This is a genomic window from Amycolatopsis sp. MtRt-6, from assembly GCF_017308975.1.
Lineage (GTDB): Bacteria > Actinomycetota > Actinomycetes > Mycobacteriales > Pseudonocardiaceae > Amycolatopsis.
Map to the genome: position 1 here is coordinate 21005 of NZ_JADWPD010000054.1, position 22668 is coordinate 43672.

The following is a 22668-nucleotide window of genomic DNA, read 5'->3' on the forward strand; positions in this document are numbered from 1 at the left end:
TCGCGCGCAGCAGCCGCCCGCTCCCGGCGGTGGCCCTGGGCAGTCGAATCCGTTCGGGCCCCCGGCACAGCAGCCACCCGCTCCCGGGCAGGCCAGGCCGCCCGCAGTGCACGGCCCGCCCAGCCCGTTCGGCACCCCCGCACAGCAGCCGCCCGGGGCGCCGTTCCCGGGCCAAGTGCCGGGCGCACCGCCGTTCGGCCGCCCTCTGCCACCGCCCGCGCGAGCCCCGCTGCCGCCGGCCGCCCCTCCCGTCGTCGCCCCGGGCTATGCCGGGCCGCCCGCCTTCGGGCCGCGGTTCGCGCCCGGGTACACGCCCTACGTCGCCAAGAAGTCGAACGCCGGCGCCATCGTCGCGGTCGCCCTCTTCGCGATCGTGGCCGTCGTGGGTGGGCTCGTCGCCGCCGTTGCGCTGTCCGGGAACCACAAGCAGCACGTCGCCGACGCCGGCTACTCCAGCACCTACCCGAGCACCACCGCCGACGAGACCACCACCGAGGCGACGACCGAAACCACCTCCTCGACCACCGAGGAAACGACAACCGCCCGCACCACCGCGCGGCAGACACCGACGTCGCGGCCCCCGGCCGGCCCCCGCTCGGTCGCGGCCACCGGGAACAACCCGCTCTTCGGCGACCCGGACTACGGCCTGCAGAACATCCCGTGCTCGCTGAGCCGCTGGGCGACCGACCAGAACAGCGTCCAGCGCTTCTTCCAGTCCGGCATCGGCTGCCTCGACGCGATGTGGTCGCGCATGCTCGGCGCGGTGGACCTGCCGTTCCGGTCGCCGAAGCTGGCGGTGCCGCGGTCGATGTCGGAATCGTCGACCCCGTGCGGCAGCGGCGGCACGACGACCGGCGTCACGCCGTTCTACTGCTCGGCGAACGACACGATCTACATGCCGATGGACCGCATCGAGATCGACGTGTGGGGCAACCACCCCGGGCCGTACCTGTCGATCTTGGCCCACGAGTACGGCCACCACGTGCAGAACCTGTCCGGCATCACGGAGGCGTTCGCCGACCAGCGCTACGAAGCGGGCGCCGACTCGGCGACCGGCCTGGAGCTGTCGCGGCGCATGGAACTCGAGGCGCAGTGCTTCTCCGGCATGTTCCTCGGCTCGGCGTCGGTCTCCGGCGGCTCGGTCGACAAGAACATCTACAACGAGGCCTGGAACGCCCAGGACCGCGGCGACGACTACGCCCGCAACGGCAAGCGCGACCACGGCAGCGCCAAGCACAACATCAGCTGGTGGCAGCACGGCGCGACGAAGAACCGCAACCAGCAGTGCAACACGTGGCTCTCGCCGCCGGGCGACGTCTCGTAGCGACGGCCCAAGCGCCCCAATGTGGCCTTGGTTGCGTTCAACGCACCCAATGTGGCCTTCGGTGCGTTGAACGCACCGAAGGCCACATTGGGGCGCTCGTAGCGCCGGTCAGCTCGGCGGGGTGAACGGGTTCTCCGCGGGCACCGGCGTCCCGGACGGCGGTGTCGGCGGATCCGGCTGTGCCACGGCCGGGACGCCCGGCGCCGGTGACCAGGGCGAAGCCGCCTGGGCGGGGAAGGGCTGGGCGGGGTGCGGCTGCGGCGGGAAGCCGGGCCGGGCCGCGTACGCCTGGAACGCGCGGGCGTGGTCGCGGTTGCGGCGCTCCGCCAGCACCGCCGCCAGGAACGCCCACGGCGGTACCCCGGGCGGCACCGGCGTGCCCAGCGCGTTGCCGACCTGCTGCGCCAGCCCCCAGCCCAGCGCGTGCGACGCCTCCGGGCGCAGCTCGCGGAACCGGGCGAGGAACTGGCGGCTCGCCAGCGCGAGGTCGTCCGGGAGGCGGGTCAGGTCGAGCTGCGCCGCCCAGCCCTCGAGGCCCGGTGGCATGCCGATCGCCGCGTACGCGGGCCCCTCCGCGACGCGCTCGCGGATCACCAGCGTCCCGGCCAGGAAGTCGCCGACGCGGCGGCCGTTCGACGAGCACAGCGACACGATCACCGCGACCGCGCCGAACAGCCCGAGCGCCCAGAAGTCGACGACGAAGCCGGCGAGCCCGCGCACCAGCGCGTGCCGGAAGCGGATCGGGCCGCCGTCGACGCGCACCACCCGCAGCCCCACCGCCATCTTGCCGAGTGAGCGGCCGCGCGAGAGCGTCTCGAACGTCACCGGGTAGCCGACCATGATCAGCACCACGAACACCAGCATCAGCGTCAGGAAGAGGGCTTCGTCGGCGAACGGCACCGTGAAGGTGAGCACCATGACAGCGCCCAGCAGCAGCGCGAACTGCACGAGCACGTCCAGCGCCATCGCGAGCGCGCGGCTGGCGAGCTTGGCCACGCGCAGGTCCAGCACGACCGCTTCGCCGGTGACCAGTTCCGATTCCTCGTGCACGAGGACCAGCGTATAGACCGGATAGGGTGGTCGGCGTGGATGTGGACGTCTTCGTCGCTGCGCACGCGGCGGAGTGGAACCGGCTCGGCGAGCTGACCAAGCGCGGCACCAAGCTGACCGGGCCGGAAGCCGACGAGCTGGTGACGCTCTACCAGCGGACCGCGACGCACCTGTCGATCGTCCGGTCGGTCGCGCCGGACCCGGCCCTGCTCGGCCGGCTGTCCGATCTGGTCGCCCGGGGCAGGTCGGCGGTTTCCGGGTCGCACAACCCGGCCTGGCGCGAAGTCGGCCTGTTCTTCACGCGCCGGTTCCCCGCCGCGGTCTACCTGTCGCGGCGCTGGTGGATCCCGGCCGCGCTGGTGTCGATCGCGGTGATGGCGGTGATCTCCGTCTGGGTCGCGCGCGACCCGGTCGTGCGCGCGTCGCTGGGCACCCCGGCCGAGCTGCGCGAGCTGACCAGGCCCGGCGGCGACGCCGAAAGCTACTACTCGACCGGCCCGGCGGCGTCCTTCGCGGCCCGCGTGTGGACGAACAACGCGTGGGTGGCGGCGACCTGCCTGTTCCTCGGCGTCGCGCTGGGCCTGCCGGTGATCGGCGCGCTCTGGCTGAACTCGCTCAACGCGGGGGTGATCATCGGCGCGATGAGCGCGGCCGGCCGCGGCGACGTGATGATCGGCCTCCTGCTCCCCCACGGCCTCCTGGAGCTGACGGCGGTGTTCGTCGCGGCGGGCACGGGCCTGCGGCTCGGCTGGACGGTGATCGACCCGGGCCGCCGGTCCCGCACGGCGGCGCTCGCCGAGCAGGGCCGTTCGGTGGTGGTGATGGCGCTCGGGCTGACGTGCGTGCTGTTCGTGACCGGCGTGATCGAGGCGTTCGTGACGCCGTCGGGCTGGCCGACGTGGCTGCGGGTGGGCATCGGCGTGGTGGCGGAAGTGGCCTTCCTGGTTTACGTGTACACGCTCGGGAGGCGCGCGGCGAAGGACGGCGAGGCCGGCGACCTCGACGCCCGAGACGCCGGCGACGCCCTGCCCGAAGCCGCCTGACTCAGAGCCGTCCGGCGGCCTTCAGGGCCAGGTACCGGTCCGCCAACGCCGGCGGCAGCTCCTCCGGGACCGCGTCCACCACGCTCACCCCGTGCCGCACCAGGCGCTCGGTCATCCGGCTGCGCTCGGCCGTCGTGCGCGCCGCCGACGCCGCGTCGTAGACCGCTTCCGCGTCGCCGCGGGCCGTCAGCATCTCCGCCACCCGGGGGTCCGCCACCGACGCCACCACCAGCTCGTGCCGGCCGGTCAGCGAGCTCAGCACCGGGAACAACCCCTCCTCCAGCGGTGCCGCGTCCAGCCCGGTCAGCAGCACCACCAGCGCGCGCCGCCGCGTCCGCTGAAGGACCTCCGCGATCATCCCGCGCGCGTCCGTCTCGACCAGCGACGGCTCCAGTGGCGCCATCGCGTTCACCAGCGACGTCAGCAACGCCGCCCCCGACGAGCCCTGCACCGCCGCCCGCAACCGGCGGTCGTACGCCAGCAGGTCGACGCGGTCCCCCGCCCGGGAAGCCAGTGCCGCCAGCAGCAACGCCGCGTCCATCGCCGCGTCGAGCCTCGGCGCGTCGCCCACCCGGCCCGCCGAGACGCGGCCGGTGTCGAGGACCAGCACCACGTGCCGGTCGCGCTCGGGGCGCCACGTCCGGACCATGACGTCCGCCGCGCGGGCGGTCGCGCGCCAGTCGATCGACCGGACGTCGTCGCCGATGACGTACTCGCGCAGCGAGTCGAACTCCGTGCCCTGGCCGCGGATCAGCACCGCGTTGCGGCCGTCGAGCTGCTGCAGGCGCGCCAGCCGCGACGGCAGGTGCTTGCGGCTGTGGAACGGCGGCAGCACCCGCACCGTCCACGGCACCGCGTGCGAACCCTGCCGGGCGGCCAGGCCCAGCGGCCCCACCGAGCGGACCGTCACCCGGGCCGCCGTCCGGTCTCCGCGCCGCGTCGGGCGCAACGCCGTCACCAGGGCCCGCCGCTCGCCCGCCGGGACGCGCAGGGCGTGCCGGTCCGCGGCACCCGCCGAAGGCGGCCACGCGTCGCGCAGCTGCCCGCGCACCGGACGGCGGCCGGGGTTCGCGACGACCAGCGTCACCTCGCACGGCTCGCCGAGCCGGACCGACGTGTCGCCCGAGCGCGCGAACGTCAGCGACCGGACGCCGCCCGCCAGCACGAGATCCACGACGACCAGCACCAGCAGCACCGCGCCGACCGCCAGGATCCCGGTCGTGGACGGCAGCAGCAGCCCGACCACCAGGGCGCCGAACAGCGCCAGCGCCCCGAGCCTTCCGGTGACCGCCATGTCAGCGCGGCACGGGCACGGACGCGAGCACGCGGTCCAGCACGCCGTCCGCGGTGACGCCCTCCAGCTCCGCCTCCGGCCGGACGTCCAGGCGGTGCCGCAGCGCCGGCCGGGCGAGGGCCTTGACGTCGTCGGGGGTCGCGTAGTCGCGGCCGGCGAGCCACGCCCAGGCCCGGGTCACCGCGAGCAACGCCGTGGCGCCACGCGGCGAGACGCCGATGCGCACCGACGGCAGCGACCGCGTCGCCCGGCACAGGTCGACGACGTACCCGATCACCTCGGGCCCGACCGTCACCTTCGCGACGGCTTCCCGCGCGGCGGCCAGCTCGGGCGCGCCGGCGACCGCCTTGAGGCCCGCCGCCGCGAGGTTGCGCGGGTCGAAGCCCTGCGCGTGCCGCCACAGGATGCCGATCTCGTCCTCGCGCGAGGGCGCCGGCATGGTCAGCTTGAGCAGGAACCGGTCCAGCTGCGCCTCCGGCAGCGGGTAGGTGCCCTCGTACTCCACCGGGTTCTGGGTGGCGATCACGATGAACGGGTCGGGCAGCGGCCGCGACTTGCCGTCGAGCGAGACCTGCCGCTCCTCCATCGCCTCCAGCAGCGACGACTGTGTCTTCGGCGGCGTGCGGTTGATCTCGTCGGCGAGCAGCAGGTTCGTGAACACCGGCCCCTCGCGGAAGGAGAACTCGCCGCTGTGCGCGTCGTAGACGATCGAGCCGGTGACGTCGCCGGGCATCAGGTCCGGGGTGAACTGCACCCGCGTGGTCTCCAGGTCCAGTGCCGCGGCCAACGCCCGCACCAGCAGCGTCTTCGCCACCCCCGGGACGCCTTCGAGCAGCACGTGCCCCCGGCAGAGCAGCGCCAGGATCAGCCCGGTGACCGCGGCTTCGTTGCCGACGACGGCCTTGCCGACCTCGGCGCGCAACGCGATCAGCGCGTCGCGGGCCCCGGTCGCGTTCTCGGTACCGCTGGTCAAGTTCGCCCTGCCTCTCGTTCCACCCTGTCCAGTTCGTCCGCCAGCCGGACCAGCGCGGGGTCGTCCGGCACCGGCGGGCCGTAGAGGACCGCGCCGACGTCGTTCGCCGACCGGCCGGTCCGCGTGCTCACCGACGCCACCAGCGCCTGCGCGTCGGCGTCGCGCGGCAGCCCCAGCGCGGTCCGCAGCCGGCCGCGGGCCGCCTCCCGCAGCGTCTCACCCGCGTGCCCGGCGGCCTTCGCCCGCCGGTACAGCCGGGCCCGGCCCTCGGCCGTTTCCGCCGCGCGGACGACGATCGGCAGCGGCTCGGTGACGACCGGGCCGAGCCGGCGGGCCCGCCACAGCGCCAGCAGCGCCACGGCGGCGAACGCCTGCGCGGCGCCGTAGTACCAGCCGTCCGGGATCAGGTCGAAGATCGACCGGCGGGAGTCGTCCAGCGCCGGGTCCGACGTCGTCGGCAGGTACCAGACGAGCTTGGGGTGCGCGCCGAGCAGGCGCAGCGCCAGCGCCGCGTTGCCCTGTTCGGCGAGCCGCGCGTTGGTCAGCGGCGCCGGCGTGCCGAGCAGCGTCGTCGTGCGGTCCCCTTCGGCGAGCTGCAGGAGCGTGCCACCGCCGTCCTCGCCGGGGTAGCACGAGCGCGCGCCGGGCGAGGCGTAGCCGATCCCGCCGAGCGTGGCCTCGCCGGCCGCGACCGCCGCGGCGACCGTGCACTGCGGCTTGAGGGTGCCGATGTCGCTGTGCCCGGCCGGGTGCACCAGCGGCAGCGAATCACGCAGCGTCGCCTCCCCCGGCGTCACGAGGACGACGTCGGCCGCGCGCTCCCGCAGCGTGTCGAACCGCTTGGCGGGGGCCAGATCCGGGGCGGTCACCAGCAGTGTCGCGTCGTCGCCGACTTCGGCGTCCGCTTCGGCGATCGTGTGCGCGACCCGGACGTCGACGCCCTGGTCCTTCAGCAGGGCCGCGAGGGCGTGCGCGCCACCCTGTTCGTACGAACCGGGTTCGAGCGCGCCGTAGGCCTGTTCGCCGCGGCCGAGCAGGAGCAGGGCGCCGGTGAGGAAGATCAGGGCGAGCAGGGCCAGGGGGACGCGGGCGCCGCGCCAGACCCGGCGCACGTCCGGCGAAACCGAGGTCGTCACGAGGCCGCCATGGCGACCGGCCGCTCACGGCGGCAGCGTTCGTCCAGCTCGGTCAGCGCCTGGTACGCGGCTTCGGTGCCTTCGCGGCCGCCGTAGTGGACGTCGTCGAAGAGCCGCGCGCCCCGCCGCAGGTCGTCCGCGACGTTCGGCAGCAGCACCCCGGCCTCGGCGGCGGCCTCGTCGGCCGTCCGGCCGGAACGGGTGTCGAGCAGCGCGCGTTCCTCCAGGGCCCGCACGACGGCGCGGAAGCGGTCGCGGACGGCGTCGTCGAACCGGCCCGCGGCGGCGGCTGCCGCGGCCGACCGGCGGTAGTCGTCCGCGTTCCTGCGCTGCCCGCCGAAGACGACGCGATCGGCCCGCGCCGCGCGGGCGACCTTGCCGGTGCGCAGCCGGATCACCACGGCGAGCACGATCAGCAGCGCGAGGACCAGCAGCACGCCGAAGATCCCGCCGGGGACGTCCGAGGCCAGGCTGTTCAGCAGCTTTTCCAGCTGCTCCCCCAGCCACTGGCCGATCTCCTGCAGGAAGCTCGGCCGGGCGTCCCGGTACTTCGGGTCCGAGAGCTCCGCTTCGGCCGCGCGCCGGGCCGCGTCCCGGTCGATGTCGACCGGGACGTCGGTGAGCCGGAAGGTCACCACGCCTGCGGCGGCTGGACCCCCGCGGCACGGGCCAGCTCGATGTCCATGCCTTCGCGGCGCATCCGCTGGTCGAGGTAGACGATCACGGTGACCAGCGCGACGAACGGGATCGAGATCGTGCCGGCGATGACCTGGCCGGCCGAGGCCAGCAGCAGGTCGCCGGTGCTCGGCACGGTCACCTTGGCCGGGTTGAACAGCTGGCTGAACGTCCCCGTGCCGATGGTGAACGGCAGCGAGATGATGTTCTGGAAGAACCCCTCGATGATCTTGGCCAGCAGCAGCACGCCGAGCACCCGCCAGAACGCGCCGGAGACCAGCTTGACCGACCGCGCGAACGCCGTCCGGAACGTCCCGCGTTCGAGCACGAGCGCCGGCGCGGCCAGCGCCCAGAACGTCCAGGCGAGCACGCCCGGGATGATGCAGAGCATGATGCCGATGGTGCTCAGGAGCGAGTAGACGAACGCCACGCCGAGCAGCGGCAGCAGCCGCGGCTGCACCTCGCGCCAGGCGATGCCGAAGCTGACCTCGCGGCCCAGCGCGGCGCGGCCCATCACCGCGGCCATCAGGCCGGTCGTGACGGTCAGCAGGAACGTCGTGATCAGCGACGAGGAGATCAGCACGAGGAACAGGTCGCCGAACGTGCCGAGGAGGGCGTCGCGGAGCTCTTGATCGGTCGCCGCCGGGCCGAGCTGGGCCGTCGTGGCGAAGCTCGCCAGGTCCGTGAGGATGTACTTCTGCAGCACGAACGTGATCGCGGCGGTGAGCACCGACGCCACCGCGCCGATGCCGAGCACCAGCAGCGCGTGCCGGCGGATCGCGGTGATCGCGCCGTCGAGGATGTCGCCGATGTTGAGCGGCCGCAGCGCGATCACGCCCGGCTTGCCGAGCCCGTTCGGGTTCCAGCGCGGCGGCTGGTACGGCGCCTGCGGGTACTGCGGCTGCTGCTGCCCGGTGAACGGCGGCAGCCCGCCCGGCTGGTGGGTGGGCCCGTGCTGCCAGCCCGGGGGCGGCGCCGGCGGCGTGGCCTGCGCGTCCGGCGCCTGCCAGCCCCGCGGCGGCGTCGCCGGTGACGCGGCGTGATCTTCGGGCCGTTTCGGCTCACCCGATCCGGGGGCGGCAGCCGGGGGCACGCCCTGGCTCGGAGTCGGCGTGTCGGCGCACTCGCCGCCGGGCGCGCCACCGGTGTCTGTCATCGAAGCCCCTCGCCTGCAGTACCTGGTTGGCAACACTCTCTCAGAGCCGATTGCACCCGGCCAGACCTGGGGTGACGTCCGCGCGCCGTGACACCGCGCGCACGGACGGGTGCGAGACGCCCCATTCCCCCGATATGCTGAATGGCGGGATCGGGTACCCCCGGTCCGTACCGAGACCCTTCGGGACTGCCTAGTGACGCAACCGCCCCCCGGCCAGGTACCGCCTCGCGGGACCGTCCAGCCGCCGCCGGTGCCGGATGCGCAACCGGATCTCCCGTGGCTGGGCCGCCCGCACACCGTGTCCGCGCCGAAGCGCCGTTCGCCGGCGGCGGTGATCGGCGTGTGCCTGGGCGCGGTGGCCGTGCTGGTGCTCGGCCTGGTCGCCATCGTGGCCCTCAACCGCGGCAACACCCCGCTGGCCAACCCCAACTTCCGTGACGCACCGTCGTCCCAGGACAGTCCCGCGCCGCTGCCGCCCGGTGGCGCCGGTGCCCCGGCTTCGGCGTCGAACCCGGCGACCGAGCCGTCCGAGCCCAGCGCGACCGGCCCGCAGAAGATCCTCAAGCTCGCCGACCACCCGATCCTGCAGGACCCGAACGCCGGCCTGCAGAACCGCGTCTGCACGCTGCCGCCCTGGCAGAGCACGCAGGCGGGCGCGGAAGCGTTCTTCACCGCCGCCAGCAAGTGCCTCGACGCCGCGTGGGGCCCCTTCCTCGAGGCCTACCGCCTGCCGTTCACGCCGCCGTCGCTGCACTTCCCGACCGGCGCGAGCTTCGAGACCGAGTGCGGCACCATCCAGGTCGGCATCGCGACGGCCGCGTACTACTGCGAAAACAACCTGTACGTCCCGTTCCGCGGCCTGCAGACCGACCAGTACGGCAACAACCCCGGCGTCTACCTGGCCCTGTTCGCCCACGAGTACGGCCACCACGTCCAGGAGGTCGCCGGGCTGATGGACGCGGCCTGGCAGAAGATCTACGAGGCGGGCCAGAACAGCCCGGCCGGGCTCGAGATGTCGCGCCGCAAGGAACTGCAGGCCCAGTGCTTCTCGGGCATGTTCCTCGGCGCGCACGTCGACCAGGGCGGCACGATCACCCGCGACATGTACAACAAGGCCTGGAACGACCAGGAGACCCGCGGCGACAACACGTCCCGCAGCCACGACCACGGCACGAACGCGCACTACGCGGCCTGGTGGCGGGCGGGCGCGACGAGCAACCGGATCGCCGACTGCAACACCTTCGCGGCGCCGTCGTCCGAGGTCAGCTAGCCGGTTCGGGCCGGGCTGCCTTGGGGCGCAGCGGGATGCTCAGCCAGAGGTAGACGAACATCCCGCCGGAGAAGCACGCGAACACCAGCAGCGCCAGGCCCAGCGGGCGCCGGGCGTCCGACGAGCCCATCGACGTGTCCGCGACGGTGACGGCGACCGGGCCCTGGTCCGGCAGCGTCTCCGGGACGGCGACCTCGATGCGTTCGCCCTGGCCGTGCCCGCAGCCGTCGAGCGTGCCCTCGTGGGTCTTCCCGGTGACGGTGAACTTCACGGTCTCCTTCGCGTCCGACGCCCCGCACGGCGCCGGCTTGGTGACCTCCGCCTGCACCGGCGCGCCGAGGACGTCGTTGCCGATCCCCAACAGCCCGGGCCCGGCCAGCCAGGCGAGCAGCACGACGAGCACGCCCGCCGCGGCGGGGATCGCCACCGTGGGCCACTTGAGGGCGAGGGATCGCGGGGGCACCCGGCCATGGTTCCAGATCCCGCGGGCAAAACCCAGGCGCCCTGGTCAGCGCTCGATCTTCTCCGCCTGCGTCACCTTCTTGACGTACAGCAGCTTGTCGCCCGGCTCGATGGCGTCGGCCTGCGGGGCGTCGATGCGGTAGAGGACACCGTCGCGGACCAGGCCGAGCACGAGATCGCCCAGGTGCCGCGGCGACCCGCCCTCTTCGGACGGTTCGACCGCCCGCTCGGCGATGGCCAGGCCCGATTCGGGCGTCAGCAGGTCCTCCATGATGTCGACGACCAGTGGCGTCGACGTCGCCATGCCGAGCAGCCGCCCGGCCGTCTCGCTGGAGACCACGACCTGGTTGGCGCCGGACTGCTTGACCAGGTGGACGTTCTCCGCTTCCCGCACCGACGCGACGATGTGCGCCTTCGGGGCCAGCTCGCGGGCGGTGAGCGTGACGAGCACCGCGGTGTCGTCCCGGTTCGGGGCGACCACGACCGCGCGCGCGTGCTGCACCGCGGCGACGCGCAGGACGTCGGACCGGGTGGCCGAGCCGTGCACGGCGACGAGACCGAGCGCGCTGGCCGCGTCGAGGGCCTGCTGGTCGGTGTCGACGACGACGATCTGGCCCGGGGCGATGTTCTCGTCGCCGAGCAGCGCGTTGACGGCGGACCGGCCCTTGGTGCCGAACCCGACGACGACCGTGTGGTCGCGCACCTTCGTCCTCCACTTCTGGATCTTGAACGCCTGGCGGGAGCGCTCGGTGAGCACTTCGAGCGTGGTCCCGACCAGGACGATGAGGAAGAGCACCCGCAGCGGGGTGATCACCAGGACGTTCACCAGCCGGGCGGACGACGTGGCCGGCGCGATGTCGCCGTAGCCGGTCGTCGACAGCGAGACGGTGGCGTAGTACAGGCTGTCCAGCAGGGACAGGCCGTCACCGTTCGCGTCGCGGTAGCCGTCGCGGTCGAGGTAGACGATGATCACCGTGGCCAGCAGCGCGAGCGTCGCGCCGATGATCCGCTTGACGATCGAGCGGAGCGGGCTGATCGTCAGCTCGGGCATCCGCAGGATGCCGACGAGCTCGTGATCGGGCCGATCGGTGAGACTGCCCAGCGGCAACCGCTTCAGGGCCTTCATGCACCTGCTCCCAGCGGCAGGTGTCGAGCGTCACTCACGCCCGGAGGATAGCCGAACCGGACACCACGCCGCCGCGTGAAACGATGCATTCATGGCAACCTCGCAACGGCCCGCGCACCTGCTGGCGGCCGCGCTGGGCTTCATGGGCGTCCTGCACTTCGCGGTCCCGAAGCCGTTCGACGGCCTGATCCCGGCGTCGTTGCCGGGGTCGCGGCGGGCCTGGACGTACGGATCGGGCGTGGCGGAGCTGGCGGTCGCGGCCGCGGTGGCGGCCCCGCGCACCCGCCGTCTCGGCGGCCTGGCGGCGGCGTTGCTGTTCCTGGGCGTGTTCCCGGGAAACGTGAAGATGGCGCTGGACGCGCGCACCACGCCCCAGCGGGCGATCGCCTGGGCCCGGCTGCCGCTGCAGTGGCCGCTGATCGCGTGGGCCCTGAAGGTCCGCGACAACGCGTAACCCGTGATCAGCGGGGCATCACGCGTGTCTGAGCGGGCATCACGCGTGTCTGGAGAGGCATCAGCCCGATACCCGCCTGATCACGCGTGATGCCCCTTCAATCACGTGTGATGCCTCTCTGATCACGAGAGATGCCCCTCGGATCACGCCTCGGGGAGGTCGCGGAGCAGCCGGCGGAGGCCTTCCGGGTCCAGCAGGTCCGCCGGCCGGACCGTGCGGTTCGCGCGGACGTAGTGGAACGCCGCGCGGACCCGCTCCACCGGGACGTCCTTCAGCGCCGCCCACGCCATCCGGTACGCCGCCAGCTGGACCGACAGCGCCGGGATGCGGGACTCCGGTGGGACCGCGCCGGTCTTCCAGTCGACCACCGTCCAGCCGCCGTCGGGGTCGGCGAACACCGCGTCCATGCGGCCGCGCAGGGTGATGCCTTCGACGTCCGCCGAGAACGTCACCTCCACCGCCACCGGGACCCGCGCCGCCCACTCGCTCTTCTCGAACTCCGTCCGCAGTTCCTCGAAGTCCGCGTCGGGGGCCTCGCCGAAGTCGGCCGCGCCCGGGAGGTCGTCGATCTCGATCAGCTGGTCGCCCGCGAACCGGCGCTCCAGCCAGCCGTGGAACTCGGTGCCGCGGCGGGCGAAGCTGTTGGGTTCCACCGGGAGCGGCCGGCGCAGTTCGCCGGCGAGCCGGGCGGCGTCGTCGGCCAGGGCGACCAGCTGGCTCACCGACAGCCGCGACGGCAACGGAACCCGGTGCACGTGATCGTCCTTGCGCGCCCACTCCTCCAGCAGGACGTCGGTGTCGGTCACCCAGCCGTCGGGATCGTCGTCCTCTTCTTCCGCCGAAGGCACGGAAGCCAGCGCCTCGGACACCAGCTCCACGCCGGTCTGCACGCCGGTGCGGCGGTCGCCCAGCGGGTCGACCGGCCAGCGCGCCGCCCGCGAGTCCGAGACCAGCGGGTTTTCGTCGTCCTCGGTCGGCTCCGGCGCCCACTCGGCGAGCTGCCCGACGCCGGTCTCGCGCAGCACGTCGGCGATCTCGGTGAGGAATTCCGACGGCCCCTTCGCCCGGCTGCTGCTTTCGTTCCACCAGTGCCCGGAGACGATCAGCGCGTGCTCGGACCGCGTCAGCGCGACGTAGCAGAGCCGCCGTTCCTCCGCCTGCTCCCGCTCGACGAACCCGGCTTCGTGCAGCTCCAGTCCTTCTTGGACTTCCTTGCGGTCGTAACCCTCCGCGATGTGCAACGCAGGCAGGTCCTCGGCGTCACCGCGCAGCTTGGCCGGCAGCGACGTCGCCGTCCGCAGCCACGACGACGACCGCCGCCGTCCGGGGAACACCTCGTGCACCAGGTGCGGCACCGCGACGACTTCCCACTCGAGGCCCTTCGCCGAATGCACGGTGAGCACCTGCACCCGGTCCGGCACGACCTCGACCTCGCCCGGGGTGAGCCCGTCTTCGGCGTGCGCGGCGGTGTTCAGATAGTCCACAAAGGACAGCAGAGTCGCCGTCGGCGCCGTCTCGGCGTAGTCGGTGACGACTTCGGCGAACGCGTCCAGGTGCGCCCGCCCCGCGGAGCCCGGCCGGGCCAGGGATTCGACGTCCAGCAGCATCGTGCGTTCGACGTCGGCGACGAGCTCCGGCAGCGACTGGTCGAGCCGCCGCCGCAGCGCGGCCAGCTCCCAGCCGATCCGCCGGATGCGTTTGTACCCCTCTTCGGAGTAGCGCGCCGGGTCGCCCGGCTCGTCGATGGCGTCGATCAGCCCGGCCTGCTCGACGCGCTCGACGACCAGCTCCGGCGTGTCGGGTTTCTCGGGGCTGGACAGCTCGCCGGCCCGCCGCCACAGCGCGGCGACGTCGGCGGCCGAGAGCCGCCAGCGGGCGCCGGTCAGCAGCCGGGCCGCCGCGCTCCCGGACAGCGGGTCCGCGAGCACTTTCAGCGTCGACACGAGGTCCGCGACCTCGGGCTCGTCGAGCAGCCCGCCGAGCCCGACGACCTCGACCGGCAGCCCGCGCGCCCGCAGCTCGGCGGCGATCGGCGCCATGTCGGCACGGCGCCGCACCAGCACCGCCGCGGTCGGCGGCTTGCCGGTCTCCTCCTGGTGGGCGTACCAGCGGCGGGCGAGGGCGTCGGCGGCCCACGCGCGCTCGGCGCGGATGTCCGGCAGCAGCGCGCACGCGATGTCCGCGGGGCCGACGCCTTCCCGCGCCCGCAGCCGTTCGACGCCGAGGCCGCGGGCGCGCAGCGGTTCGGCGATCGCGTTCGCGAGGTCCAGGATCTCCGGCGGGTTGCGGAAGCTGGTCAGCAGCCCGAATTCGTGCGCGGGGACGAGCCGTTCGCCGTCGAAGCGCGGGAAGTCCGTGGTGAAGCGGGGCAGGTTGGCCGCGCTGGCGCCGCGCCAGCCGTAGATGGCCTGCGCGGGGTCGCCGACCGCAGTGACCGGCATCGGCGGGTTTTCGACGCCGCCGAACAGCGCCCGCAGCAGCACGCGCTGGGCGTGGCCGGTGTCCTGGTATTCGTCGAGGAGGACGGCGCCGTAGCGCTCGCGCTCGCCGCGCACGACCGACGGGTACCCGCCAGCCAGCTGGGCGGCGAGGGACATCTGGTCGGCGAAGTCGAGCGCGCCTTCGTTGCGCTTGCGGCGGTGGTAGTCGTCGACCAGGGGCAGCAGCGCGAGCCGGAAGTGTTGCGCCGCCATGATTTCGGTGAGCTTCTGCGGTAGCGCGGCCCGCTGTCCCTTGGCACGCGGGGCGTTCTCGATGACGCGGCACAGCCACGACGTGTACTCGGCGAGCTGTTCGGTGGAGACGAGATGCTCACCCAGCTCACCGGCGAGGGCGAGGAGATCGGCGGTGACGGTCGGCGGGACGCGGTCGGTGTCGAGCTCGTTGTCCCAAGTGGACACCACGCGGTGCGCGATCTGCCACGACGAGGTCTCGGACAGCAGCCGGACGCCGGGCTGGACCGGGAGGCGCAGGCCGTGTTCGGACAGCAGGCGCCCGGCGTAGGCGTGGTAGGTGAGGACGGTGGGTTCGCCGGCGACGACGGTGGACCGCAGCCCGCCGGTCGGGTCGAGGCGGTCGAGGAGGCCGGAGCCGGCGAGGCGGCGCAGCCGGGCGCGGACGCGTTCGCCGAGCTGGCGCGCGGCTTTCCGGGTGAAGGTGAGGCCGAGGACGCGATCGGGGCTGACGATGCCGTTGGCGACGAGCCAGACGACGCGCGCGGCCATGGTTTCGGTCTTCCCGGCCCCGGCGCCGGCGACGACGAGCGAGGGTTCGACGGGCGCGGCGATGACGGTCGCCTGTTCGGGCGTGGGCCGGTGCAGCCCGAGGGCGTCGGCGAGTTCGGCGGGCTCGACGGGGTTGGCGATGACGAGCGGGCTCACGGGCGCGCCTCGCGGAGACGCGGGCCGCGCGCGGGGAAGGAACTCACCGGATAGTTCACAAGCCTGGCGCCCGATCGCTTCCCCGCACCACCGAGCGAACTCACCGGATAGTTCACAAGCCCGGCGCCCGATCGGCTCCCCGGCCGCCACCCTGCTGAACTCACCGGGTAGTTCACAAACCCGGCGCCCGCCCACTTCCCCACACCACCGAGCGAACTCACCAGATAGTTCACGGCCCCGGCACCTGCCGCCCCTCGGGGCGCAGCGGGCAGCACCCCCGCGCCGGACACCGGTCGCAGTCCGGGTTCTCCTGCGCCTGGTAGTCCGGCCCCGCCGCCGACGCGGCCGCCTTCTGCACCAGCTCCAGCCACTGCTTGCCGCCGACCTCGTCGAGCGGCGGCTGCGACCGCTCCGTCGACCCCGTCTTGTTGTTGGCCTTCGCGACGTACACCAGCCGCGCGCCGCCCGCCTCCGTCCGGCCCTCGATCGCCCCCAGCAGCACCGCCAGCTGGTACGCCGCCAGCTGCGGGTGCGCCTCAGCCTCCGCGCCCGACACCGGGACCTTGCCCGTCTTGATGTCCACGATCACCGGCCGGCCCTCGGAGTCGAGCTCCACCCGGTCGACCCGCCCGCGCAGCAGGACTCGGACGTCGTCCGAATCCCCGGACGGCAGCTCGACCTCGATGTCCTGCTCGACCCCGGCCTCCTTGAGCTCAGCCCGGCTGCGCTCCAGCCACGTCGTGAAGTTCCGCAGCATCTGCTCGACCCGCCGCCGCTCCCGCCGCGAGAACCACGGCGCCCCCGCGTCGACGCGCACCCAGGCCTCGTCCAGCGCGCGCTGCAGCTCCGCGTCCGTGCTGCCGGACGCGACCGCCTGCGCGAGCCCGTGCACCAGCGTGCCCGTCACCGCCGCCAGCTGGGCCGGGTCGCTGCCGCCGTGGCGCTCGATCATCCAGCGCAGCGGGCACTTCGTCAGAATCTCCACTGTGGACGGTGAGATCCGGATCAGGTCGCCCGGCGGGTGCACCGGCTCGTCGCTGGACGCCGGCAGCAGGCCGTACCACGTGGCGGGATGCGCGCCGGGTACGCGAGCCTCGGCCAGCCGCGCCAGCTGCTTCGCCGCACGACGCCGCCGCGCAGGCTCCGCCTTGTCGTCGCAGACGACCTCGCGCAGCTCTCCCACCAGCTCGGCGAGCACCAGCGAGCGGCCCGGCGGCTTCATCCGCGAGTCGAGCCCGCCGTCGTCGGCGCCGTTCTCCTCCAGGTCGTCGAGGAACCGGGACGGCTGCTCGTCCTCCCCCGACACCGCCGTGACCAGCAAAGTCTGCTTCGCCCGGCTCATCGCGAGGTAGAACAGGCGCCGCTCCTCGGCGAGGATCGGCGCGGTCTGGGAGACGGCGTCGTCGTCGACCCCGGCCATCAGGTCCTTGAGCCGCTCCACACCCAGCACGGATCCCCGCAGCCGCAGGTCCGGCCACGCGCCCTCCTGGACGCCGGCGACCGCGACGACCGTCCATTCGCGACCGGCGGCGGCGTGCGCGGTCAGCAGCGAGACGCCGTCGGACGGCACAGCCGCCGGCGCCAGGGTGTCGCCCGCGATCCGTTGCGCACCAAGGTAATCGGCGAAGGAGGCGACGCTCGCGCGCGGCAGCCGGTCGACGTACCGGCCCGCGGCGTCGAACAGCGCGACGACGGCGTCGAGGTCGCGATCGGCCTGCGCCCCCAGCGAACCCCCGCGCTCGACCTGCTTCAGCAGCTTGTCCTGGAGCCCGCTTTCCCGCCACAGCTGCCACAGCACCTGTTCGACGCCCTCGCCGCGCGCCACGGCCTGGTGCGTGACGCGCAGCAGCCCGCCGACACGCCGCACCGGCTCGGCCTCGGCGTCGGCCAGCCCGGCGAGGATGTCGCCGCCGCGCAACGCTTCCACCAGCAGTTCGTCGCTCGAGCGCTGCCCGCCGCCGGCCAGTTCGAGCCGGCGCAGACCGCGCCGCAACCGCCGCAGCGCCAACGGATCCGCGCCGCCGAGCGACGACGAAAGCAGCATCTCCGCGAGGTCGACGTCGAGCAGGTCGGGCGACGGCGCGAGCTTCAGCACGGCCAGCAGCGGCCGCACCGCGGGCTGCTTGGCCAGCGGCAGCTCCTCGGTCGCCGACCCGATCGGGACGCCGGCCGCGCGCAAGGCGCGTTGCAGGACAAGGAAAGTCCGCGCGGGCGACCGGACGAGCACCGCGATCTCCGACCACGGCACGCCGTCGACGAGGTGCGCGCGGCGGAGCTGGTCGGCGATCCAGCTCGCTTCGGCGGCCGGCGTCGGCATCACGCGGACGCGGACGTTCCCGCCGGTGGCTCCCTTGGGGGGCACGATCTTGCGGTGCGGCGACGCACCCGGGAGCGTCGCGCCGATCTTCGCCACGGCCAGGCGCACGGCCGGGGCCAGCCGGTGCGCCGTGGTGAGCGTGACGGTCCGGCTGCCGTCCGGGTCGGCGTCGGCGAACAGGCTCGCGTCGGCGCCGCGGAAGGAGAACACGTTCTGGTCGGGGTCGCCGGCCACGACGAACTCGGCCGCGGTGTGCCCGATCACCCGCACCAGGCTGGTCTGCAGCGGGTCGAGGTGGTGGGCGTCGTCGACGAACAGGTGCCGGACGCGGGTGCGCTCGCGTTCGCGCAGCTCGTCGTCGTCCTCGAGGGCGAGCAGGGCGGACGTGACCAGCTCGGCGGCGTCCAGCGCGGGCGCGCTCGCCACGCCGAGCGCGTTGCCGCCCGCGCCCTGCAGCTGCGTGACCTCTTCGTACTGCGCCCAGAACTGCCCGGCGGCAATCCATTCGTCGCGGCCGCGGCGGCGGCCCAGCTCGGCGAGGTCTTCGGGGCCGAGCCCGCGCTCGGCCGCGCGCATCAGCAGGTCGCGCAGCTCTTCGGCGAACCCGGGGACCATCAGGGCGGGCCGCAGCGACTCGGGCCAGTACTCGGCTTCTTCGTCGAGGTCACCGGCCAGGAGTTCGCGGACGACGACGTCCTGCTCGGCGCCGGCGAGCAGCCGCGGCGGCGGGAGTTCCCCGGCCATCGCCTCCAGCCGCAGCAGGGAATAGGCGTAGGAGTGCACGGTGCGCACGAGCGGTTCGCGGACGGTCCGGGGCAGCGGCCGCGCCTGTTCGGGGTCGGCGGTGAGCCGGCGCGTGATGTCGGCGCGCAGCGCGTCGGCGGACCTGCGGGACGTGGTGAGCACGAGCACGCTCTCCGGGTCGGCGCCCTCGGCGATGCGGCGGGTGGCGGCCGAGGCCAGCAGCGCCGTCTTGCCGGTGCCGGGGCCGCCGAGCACGCGGCGGAACCCGCCGGGTGCGGAGAGCAGCCGCCGGGCGCTTTCGTCCCAGGTGAACGAGGGTGTGGCGGTGATCGGCGTGCGCACCAGCCGCGCGTCCGCCTGCGCCGTTCGCCTCCCGTTCACCCCGCGATGGAATCACGACCGGAGTAACGGGTGCGGCACCGGCACGCCTTAACGAGCGCGCGTTCGGTGAAGGTGCCCGGCGGTGCGGTGGATGGTTGCGAAAAGTGTCGTACCCGTGCGGCACAGTAGGGACATGGACGACGTTCTGCACGAGCGCGTGCGGGAGATCATCGAGTCGGTGCCGGCCGGCACGGTGGCGACGTACGGCGACATCGCGGCCCTCGCGGGCGCGCCGTCGCCGCGGATGGTCGGCGCCATCCTGGCCGAGGACGGGCACGACCTGCCGTGGCACCGCATCCTGCGCGCGAACGGCACCCCGGCCCCGCACCTGGTCCACGACCAGCTGGAGCGGTTGCGGGCCGAAGGCGTGCTGGCCGACGGCCAGCGCGTCGACCTGCGGAAGTACCGGTGGAAGCCGGAAGGAGAGGAGGACCACGGACCGGAAGGGCTGTTCTAAAACCGAATATTTAGGTTAGCCTCGCCTAATGACGACTCAGGTGGAGAGCCCGGCCTTGACGTACCACCGGGCGGCGGTCACCGCTGTCCGGCTGCTCACGCCGCACATGGTGCGCGTGACGTTCGCCGCGGAGAGCTTCCGCGAGGTGCCGGCCGGGGCGCCCGACCAGTACGTCAAGGTGTTCTTCCCGCTGCCCGGGCAGGAGGCGCCGGTGCTGCCGGAGACCGGCTCCGACGTGCTGTCCTGGTACCGGACGTACCTGGCGATGCCGGACGACGTCCGCCCGCCGATGCGCACGTACACGGTCCGGGCCCACCGCCCCGACGCGGCGGAGCTCGACGTCGACTTCGTGCTGCACGGCGATTCCGGGCCGGCCTCGGCGTGGGCGTCGCGGGCGCGGGAGGGTGACCGGGTGGCGTTCCTGGGGCCGCACGGGCTGTACGCACCCCCCGACGGCAGCGACTGGCAGCTGCTGGTGGGCGACGAGACGGCGCTGCCGGCGATCGGCGCGATCGTCGAGCGGCTCCCGGCGGGCACGCGGGCGTCGGTGTACGTCGAGCTGGCGGACCGCGCGGATCGGCAGGCGTTCGAGACGCGCGGAACGGTGGAGGTCCACTGGGTGCTGCGCGGCGCGCGGCCGCTGGGCGAGGCGTTGGTCGAGGCGCTGCGCGGAGCGGCGTTCCCGGGCGGGACGCCGTACGCGTGGGTGTCCGGCGAGGCGGGCGTGGTGAAGTCGGTGCGGCGCCACCTGGTCCGGGAGCGCGAGGTCGACAAGCGGCTGATTTGCTTCACGGGCTACTGGCGGCAGGGGATCAGCGAGGAGGCGGCGGGCCGCGAGGCGGTCCGCGCGGCCGAGGCGGGCGAGCTGCCGGCGGACGAGGACTGACCGCCCGGGCCCAAGCGCCCCAATGTGGCCTTCGGTGCGCTCAACGCACCCAATGTGGCCTTCGGTGCGTCCGGCGCACCCAAAGCCCGGCGCGGGTCTACTCCACCGGGTCCTTGCCGAGCCGCGTGACCAGGAGCTTCACCAGCGCGCCCAGCCGCTGGCGGTCGGGCTGGGCCGTCTCGACTCCCGCCGCCGCCAGTGGTGCCGCCGTCACCGGGCCGACGCACGCCACCAGGGGGCCGCCGCGCAGGGCGGTGAGCAGCTGCGGGTAGCGGCCGGACGTGCGGGCCAGCGTCAGGAAGTTCGCCGCGGCCGGGGCGCTCGTGAACGCCAGCGCGTCCAGCTCGCCCACCAGGACCGCGTCGATCAGGTCGTACACCGGCGTGACGTCCGGCGGCGACGTCCACCGGTACGGCTGCACCTCCGTCAGCCAGGCGCCGGCTTCCACCAGCGGCGCGGTGAACTCCGGCAGCGGTGTCCCGTGCAGCTGGACCGCCGTGCGCTGCCCGAGCACGCCCGCCGCGGCGACGGCCTCGAACAGTTCGGCGTTCGACTCCGACGCGGCCGAGAACGTCTCCCGCAGCCCGGCGCCGCGGACCGCGCCGACCGCCTTCGGCCCGCGGGCGTAGATCCGCGACTCCCGCAGATGGTCCACCAGCTGCTCCCGCAGGCCCCAGCCCGCGGCCGCCTCCAGCCAGCCGCGGAAGCCCGCGCCGGTCGTGACGACCGTGATGTCGACCGGCGACTTCACCACCTTCAGGGTGGCTTCGTGCAGCTGGGGGTCGGTGTCCAGCGGCACGATCGTGATCGTCGGCGCGTGCCGGACGTCGGCGCCGTAGCGTTCGAGGGCCGCGATGAATTCGCCGGCCCGCCGCTCGGCCGTGACCCCGATCGCGATGCCGCTCAGCTCACCCATAGAACGCGCCCATCTCCTCGATCGCTTCGGCCAGCTCCGCCCGCAGGTCCGCGGGTTCCAGGACCTCCAGGTGCGGCCCGAAGCGCAGCAGCTCGCCGATGGCCGGTTCACCCGGCTCCACCGGCAGCTCCACGGTGAGCCAGCCGTCCGCGTCGGGCTCGTTCCGGCAGTCGCGCAGGGCGCGGGCGCCGACGGAACCTGCGTAGAACGGTACGAGAGCCTGCGCCCGTGGCGAAAGCCGCACCACCGCCACGCGCGGGAACATCCGGCGTTCGAACTGCTCGGACCACTCCTGCCAGTACCGCGCTAGGTCGAACCCGGCCGGCCGCTCGAACACCTCGCCGAGGTCGGTCAGCTCCAGCACCCGCGAAATCCGGTAGGTCCGGTCGGTGCCTTCGCAGCGGCCCGCGAGGTACCAGTTGCCCGCCTTGAGGATCAGGCCCAGCGGCTCCAGCTCCCGTTCGACGACCCGCTGCCCCCAGCGTTCGTAGCGGATCCGGATCCGGTGCGACGACCACACGGCGTCGGCGATCGCCGACAGCGCCGGCAGGCTTTCGATGCCCCGGTGCCAGCCGGGGACGTCCAGGTAGAACCGCTCGGCGACGCGGCCGGCGCGGTCGCGCAGCTCGGCGGGCAGCGCGGCGTACAGCTTGAGCTGCGCCGCCGCCAGGACGGTGCCGAGGCCCAGCTCGGCGGCGGCCACCGGCAGCCCGGCCAGCGACAGCGACTGGGCCTCTTCCTCGGTCATCCCGGTGAGCCGGGTGCGGTAGCCGTCGACCAGCCGGTAGCCGCCGGTCCGGCCGCGGTCGGCGTACACCGGGACGCCGGACGCCGAGAGCGCGTCGATGTCCCGGTAGACCGTGCGCACCGAGACCTCGAGCTCTTCGGCCAGCTCCTCGGCCGTCATCCGGCCGCGGTTCTGCAGCAGCAGGAGGACGGACAGGAGGCGGCTCGCACGCATGGCCGGAATTCTGGCAGAAATACCTGACACGAGCTGACAGGTATGCCCGGCAGGGTGGTCCCCATGAACACATTCACCACGAAGAACTGGGAAGAGAAGATCGTCAGCGGGAGCGAAGGGGGCCCGCGGGTGGCGTACGCGCGCGCCACCTTCGCGTACAGCGGTGTCATCGAGGGCGAGTCGACCTGCGACCTTCTGCTGTACTACGCGGGCGAAGGGTACGAAAGCGGCGAGACGACGTCGCCGAGCTTCGAGCGCTTCGAGGGTAAGGTCGAGGGTCGCGAAGGGACGGTCATCATCCGCCACGAGTACACCTTCGATGCCAAGGGCATGGCCTCGACGTTCACCGTCGTCCCCGGCTCGGGCACCGGCGAGCTGGCCGGGATCACCGGCAGCGGCACGTCCGGGGGCGCGCTCGGCGAGGACAAGATGGGCTACACCTTCGAGTACGCGTTCTAGTAGTACTTTGTTAGGTCTTGGCGTGTCGTGGGGACGTGGAGCAGGCTGGGTGATTTCATGCTTCGGTGACTCCTGACGAGCTTGTCCATGTCCGGCAATGTCTTGAGTCCTTTGCGGCGGAGGTGTTCGCTCCTTTGGCCCGGTCGGATCAGCGGGCCAAGGGCGAGACGTATCTGCGGGGGCTGTTGCTGGATGGGCGGCGTA

Annotated in this window: 19 protein-coding genes; 7 read left to right on the forward strand and 12 right to left on the reverse strand. The window is 73.5% G+C overall.

Annotated elements, in window-relative coordinates; translation table 11 throughout:
• Window positions 1-175 precede the first annotated feature (175 nt).
• Window positions 176-1324: a neutral zinc metallopeptidase gene (locus I4Q55_RS50470; protein WP_206797604.1), complete on the forward strand. Its 1149-nt coding sequence runs from the start codon at window positions 176-178 to the stop codon at window positions 1322-1324.
• A gap of 108 nt (window positions 1325-1432) precedes the next feature.
• Here the strand turns inward: I4Q55_RS50470 and I4Q55_RS47745 are convergent, their stop codons facing one another.
• Entirely contained in the window at window positions 1433-2374 is a 942-nt protein-coding gene (locus tag I4Q55_RS47745; RefSeq protein WP_206797605.1) for an RDD family protein, read from the reverse strand.
• 35 nt (window positions 2375-2409) lie between these two features.
• Here I4Q55_RS47745 and I4Q55_RS47750 point away from each other — a divergent pair, with 35 nt between their 5' ends.
• Window positions 2410-3417 (forward strand): stage II sporulation protein M, encoded by a 1008-nt coding sequence (locus I4Q55_RS47750; RefSeq protein ID WP_206797606.1) that lies wholly within the window; start codon window positions 2410-2412, stop codon window positions 3415-3417.
• A gap of 1 nt (window position 3418) precedes the next feature.
• Here I4Q55_RS47750 and I4Q55_RS47755 read toward each other — a convergent pair whose 3' ends face one another.
• Genes I4Q55_RS47755 through I4Q55_RS47775 form a run of 5 tightly spaced genes read right to left on the reverse strand, consistent with a single transcriptional unit; the run spans window position 3419 to window position 8651 of the window.
• The gene (locus I4Q55_RS47755; protein WP_206797607.1) at window positions 3419-4711 is read right to left on the reverse strand and encodes a DUF58 domain-containing protein; all 1293 of its coding nucleotides are present in this window, start codon (window positions 4709-4711) and stop codon (window positions 3419-3421) included.
• Between the two features lies 1 nt (window position 4712).
• The gene (locus I4Q55_RS47760) at window positions 4713-5684 is read right to left on the reverse strand and encodes a MoxR family ATPase (protein WP_206797609.1); all 972 of its coding nucleotides are present in this window, start codon (window positions 5682-5684) and stop codon (window positions 4713-4715) included.
• The gene (locus I4Q55_RS47765; protein ID WP_206797611.1) at window positions 5681-6820 is read right to left on the reverse strand and encodes a DUF4350 domain-containing protein; all 1140 of its coding nucleotides are present in this window, start codon (window positions 6818-6820) and stop codon (window positions 5681-5683) included. The genes I4Q55_RS47760 and I4Q55_RS47765 overlap by 4 nt, the downstream gene beginning before the upstream one ends.
• Window positions 6817-7458: a DUF4129 domain-containing protein gene (locus I4Q55_RS47770; protein WP_206797613.1), complete on the reverse strand. Its 642-nt coding sequence runs from the start codon at window positions 7456-7458 to the stop codon at window positions 6817-6819. The genes I4Q55_RS47765 and I4Q55_RS47770 overlap by 4 nt, the downstream gene beginning before the upstream one ends.
• Window positions 7452-8651, reverse strand: coding sequence for a hypothetical protein (locus I4Q55_RS47775; RefSeq protein WP_206797614.1), 1200 nt, complete (start codon window positions 8649-8651; stop codon window positions 7452-7454). Before I4Q55_RS47775 ends, I4Q55_RS47770 begins: the two co-directional genes overlap by 7 nt.
• A gap of 250 nt (window positions 8652-8901) precedes the next feature.
• Between I4Q55_RS47775 and I4Q55_RS47780 the strand changes: the two genes are divergently transcribed.
• Complete coding sequence (locus tag I4Q55_RS47780; RefSeq protein WP_206797615.1) at window positions 8902-9921, forward strand: neutral zinc metallopeptidase; 1020 nt, start codon at window positions 8902-8904, stop codon at window positions 9919-9921.
• Here I4Q55_RS47780 and I4Q55_RS47785 read toward each other — a convergent pair.
• A complete protein-coding gene (locus tag I4Q55_RS47785; protein WP_206797627.1) occupies window positions 9914-10348 on the reverse strand; it encodes a hypothetical protein in 435 nt (144 codons plus the stop codon). The two genes, I4Q55_RS47780 and I4Q55_RS47785, sit on opposite strands and share 8 nt — an antisense overlap.
• A gap of 81 nt (window positions 10349-10429) precedes the next feature.
• Complete coding sequence (locus I4Q55_RS47790; RefSeq protein ID WP_206797616.1) at window positions 10430-11509, reverse strand: TrkA family potassium uptake protein; 1080 nt, start codon at window positions 11507-11509, stop codon at window positions 10430-10432.
• Between the two features lie 91 nt (window positions 11510-11600).
• Here I4Q55_RS47790 and I4Q55_RS47795 point away from each other — a divergent pair, with 91 nt between their 5' ends.
• A complete protein-coding gene (locus I4Q55_RS47795; RefSeq protein WP_206797617.1) occupies window positions 11601-11963 on the forward strand; it encodes a hypothetical protein in 363 nt (120 codons plus the stop codon).
• Window positions 11964-12106: 143 nt separating this feature from the next.
• Here the strand turns inward: I4Q55_RS47795 and I4Q55_RS47800 are convergent, their stop codons facing one another.
• The gene (locus I4Q55_RS47800; protein ID WP_206797618.1) at window positions 12107-15343 is read right to left on the reverse strand and encodes an ATP-dependent DNA helicase; all 3237 of its coding nucleotides are present in this window, start codon (window positions 15341-15343) and stop codon (window positions 12107-12109) included.
• Between the two features lie 229 nt (window positions 15344-15572).
• Entirely contained in the window at window positions 15573-18746 is a 3174-nt protein-coding gene (locus tag I4Q55_RS47805) for an ATP-dependent DNA helicase (protein ID WP_206797628.1), read from the reverse strand.
• A 172-nt stretch (window positions 18747-18918) separates the two neighbouring features.
• Between I4Q55_RS47805 and I4Q55_RS47810 the strand changes: the two genes are divergently transcribed.
• The gene (locus I4Q55_RS47810; RefSeq protein WP_206797619.1) at window positions 18919-19242 is read left to right on the forward strand and encodes an MGMT family protein; all 324 of its coding nucleotides are present in this window, start codon (window positions 18919-18921) and stop codon (window positions 19240-19242) included.
• A 28-nt stretch (window positions 19243-19270) separates the two neighbouring features.
• Window positions 19271-20128, forward strand: coding sequence for a siderophore-interacting protein (locus I4Q55_RS47815; RefSeq protein ID WP_206797620.1), 858 nt, complete (start codon window positions 19271-19273; stop codon window positions 20126-20128).
• A 97-nt stretch (window positions 20129-20225) separates the two neighbouring features.
• Here the strand turns inward: I4Q55_RS47815 and I4Q55_RS47820 are convergent, their stop codons facing one another.
• The gene (locus I4Q55_RS47820; protein WP_206797621.1) at window positions 20226-21044 is read right to left on the reverse strand and encodes a uroporphyrinogen-III synthase; all 819 of its coding nucleotides are present in this window, start codon (window positions 21042-21044) and stop codon (window positions 20226-20228) included.
• Complete coding sequence (locus I4Q55_RS47825) at window positions 21037-22005, reverse strand: YafY family protein (protein ID WP_206797623.1); 969 nt, start codon at window positions 22003-22005, stop codon at window positions 21037-21039. The genes I4Q55_RS47820 and I4Q55_RS47825 overlap by 8 nt, the downstream gene beginning before the upstream one ends.
• 63 nt (window positions 22006-22068) lie before the next feature.
• On the opposite strand from I4Q55_RS47825, the gene I4Q55_RS47830 reads away from it, so the two are divergent.
• Window positions 22069-22464 carry a DUF3224 domain-containing protein gene (locus tag I4Q55_RS47830; RefSeq protein ID WP_206797624.1) on the forward strand — a complete coding sequence of 132 codons (396 nt, stop codon included), beginning with the start codon at window positions 22069-22071 and terminating at the stop codon, window positions 22462-22464.
• Window positions 22465-22668 lie beyond the last annotated feature (204 nt).

Bases quoted from the DNA above. Each gene is read 5' to 3' on its own strand.
- I4Q55_RS47825 (WP_206797623.1), bottom strand. From the start codon at position 22,005: ATGCGTGCGAGCCGCCTCCTGTCCGTCCTCCTGCTGCTGCAGAACCGC.
- I4Q55_RS47775 (WP_206797614.1), bottom strand. From the start codon at position 8,651: ATGACAGACACCGGTGGCGCGCCCGGCGGCGAGTGCGCCGACACGCCG.
- I4Q55_RS47810 (WP_206797619.1), top strand. From the start codon at position 18,919: ATGGACGACGTTCTGCACGAGCGCGTGCGGGAGATCATCGAGTCGGTG.
- I4Q55_RS47790 (WP_206797616.1), bottom strand. From the start codon at position 11,509: ATGAAGGCCCTGAAGCGGTTGCCGCTGGGCAGTCTCACCGATCGGCCC.
- I4Q55_RS47815 (WP_206797620.1), top strand. From the start codon at position 19,271: ATGACGACTCAGGTGGAGAGCCCGGCCTTGACGTACCACCGGGCGGCG.
- I4Q55_RS47795 (WP_206797617.1), top strand. From the start codon at position 11,601: ATGGCAACCTCGCAACGGCCCGCGCACCTGCTGGCGGCCGCGCTGGGC.
- I4Q55_RS47820 (WP_206797621.1), bottom strand. From the start codon at position 21,044: ATGGGTGAGCTGAGCGGCATCGCGATCGGGGTCACGGCCGAGCGGCGG.
- I4Q55_RS47755 (WP_206797607.1), bottom strand. From the start codon at position 4,711: ATGGCGGTCACCGGAAGGCTCGGGGCGCTGGCGCTGTTCGGCGCCCTG.
- I4Q55_RS47830 (WP_206797624.1), top strand. From the start codon at position 22,069: ATGAACACATTCACCACGAAGAACTGGGAAGAGAAGATCGTCAGCGGG.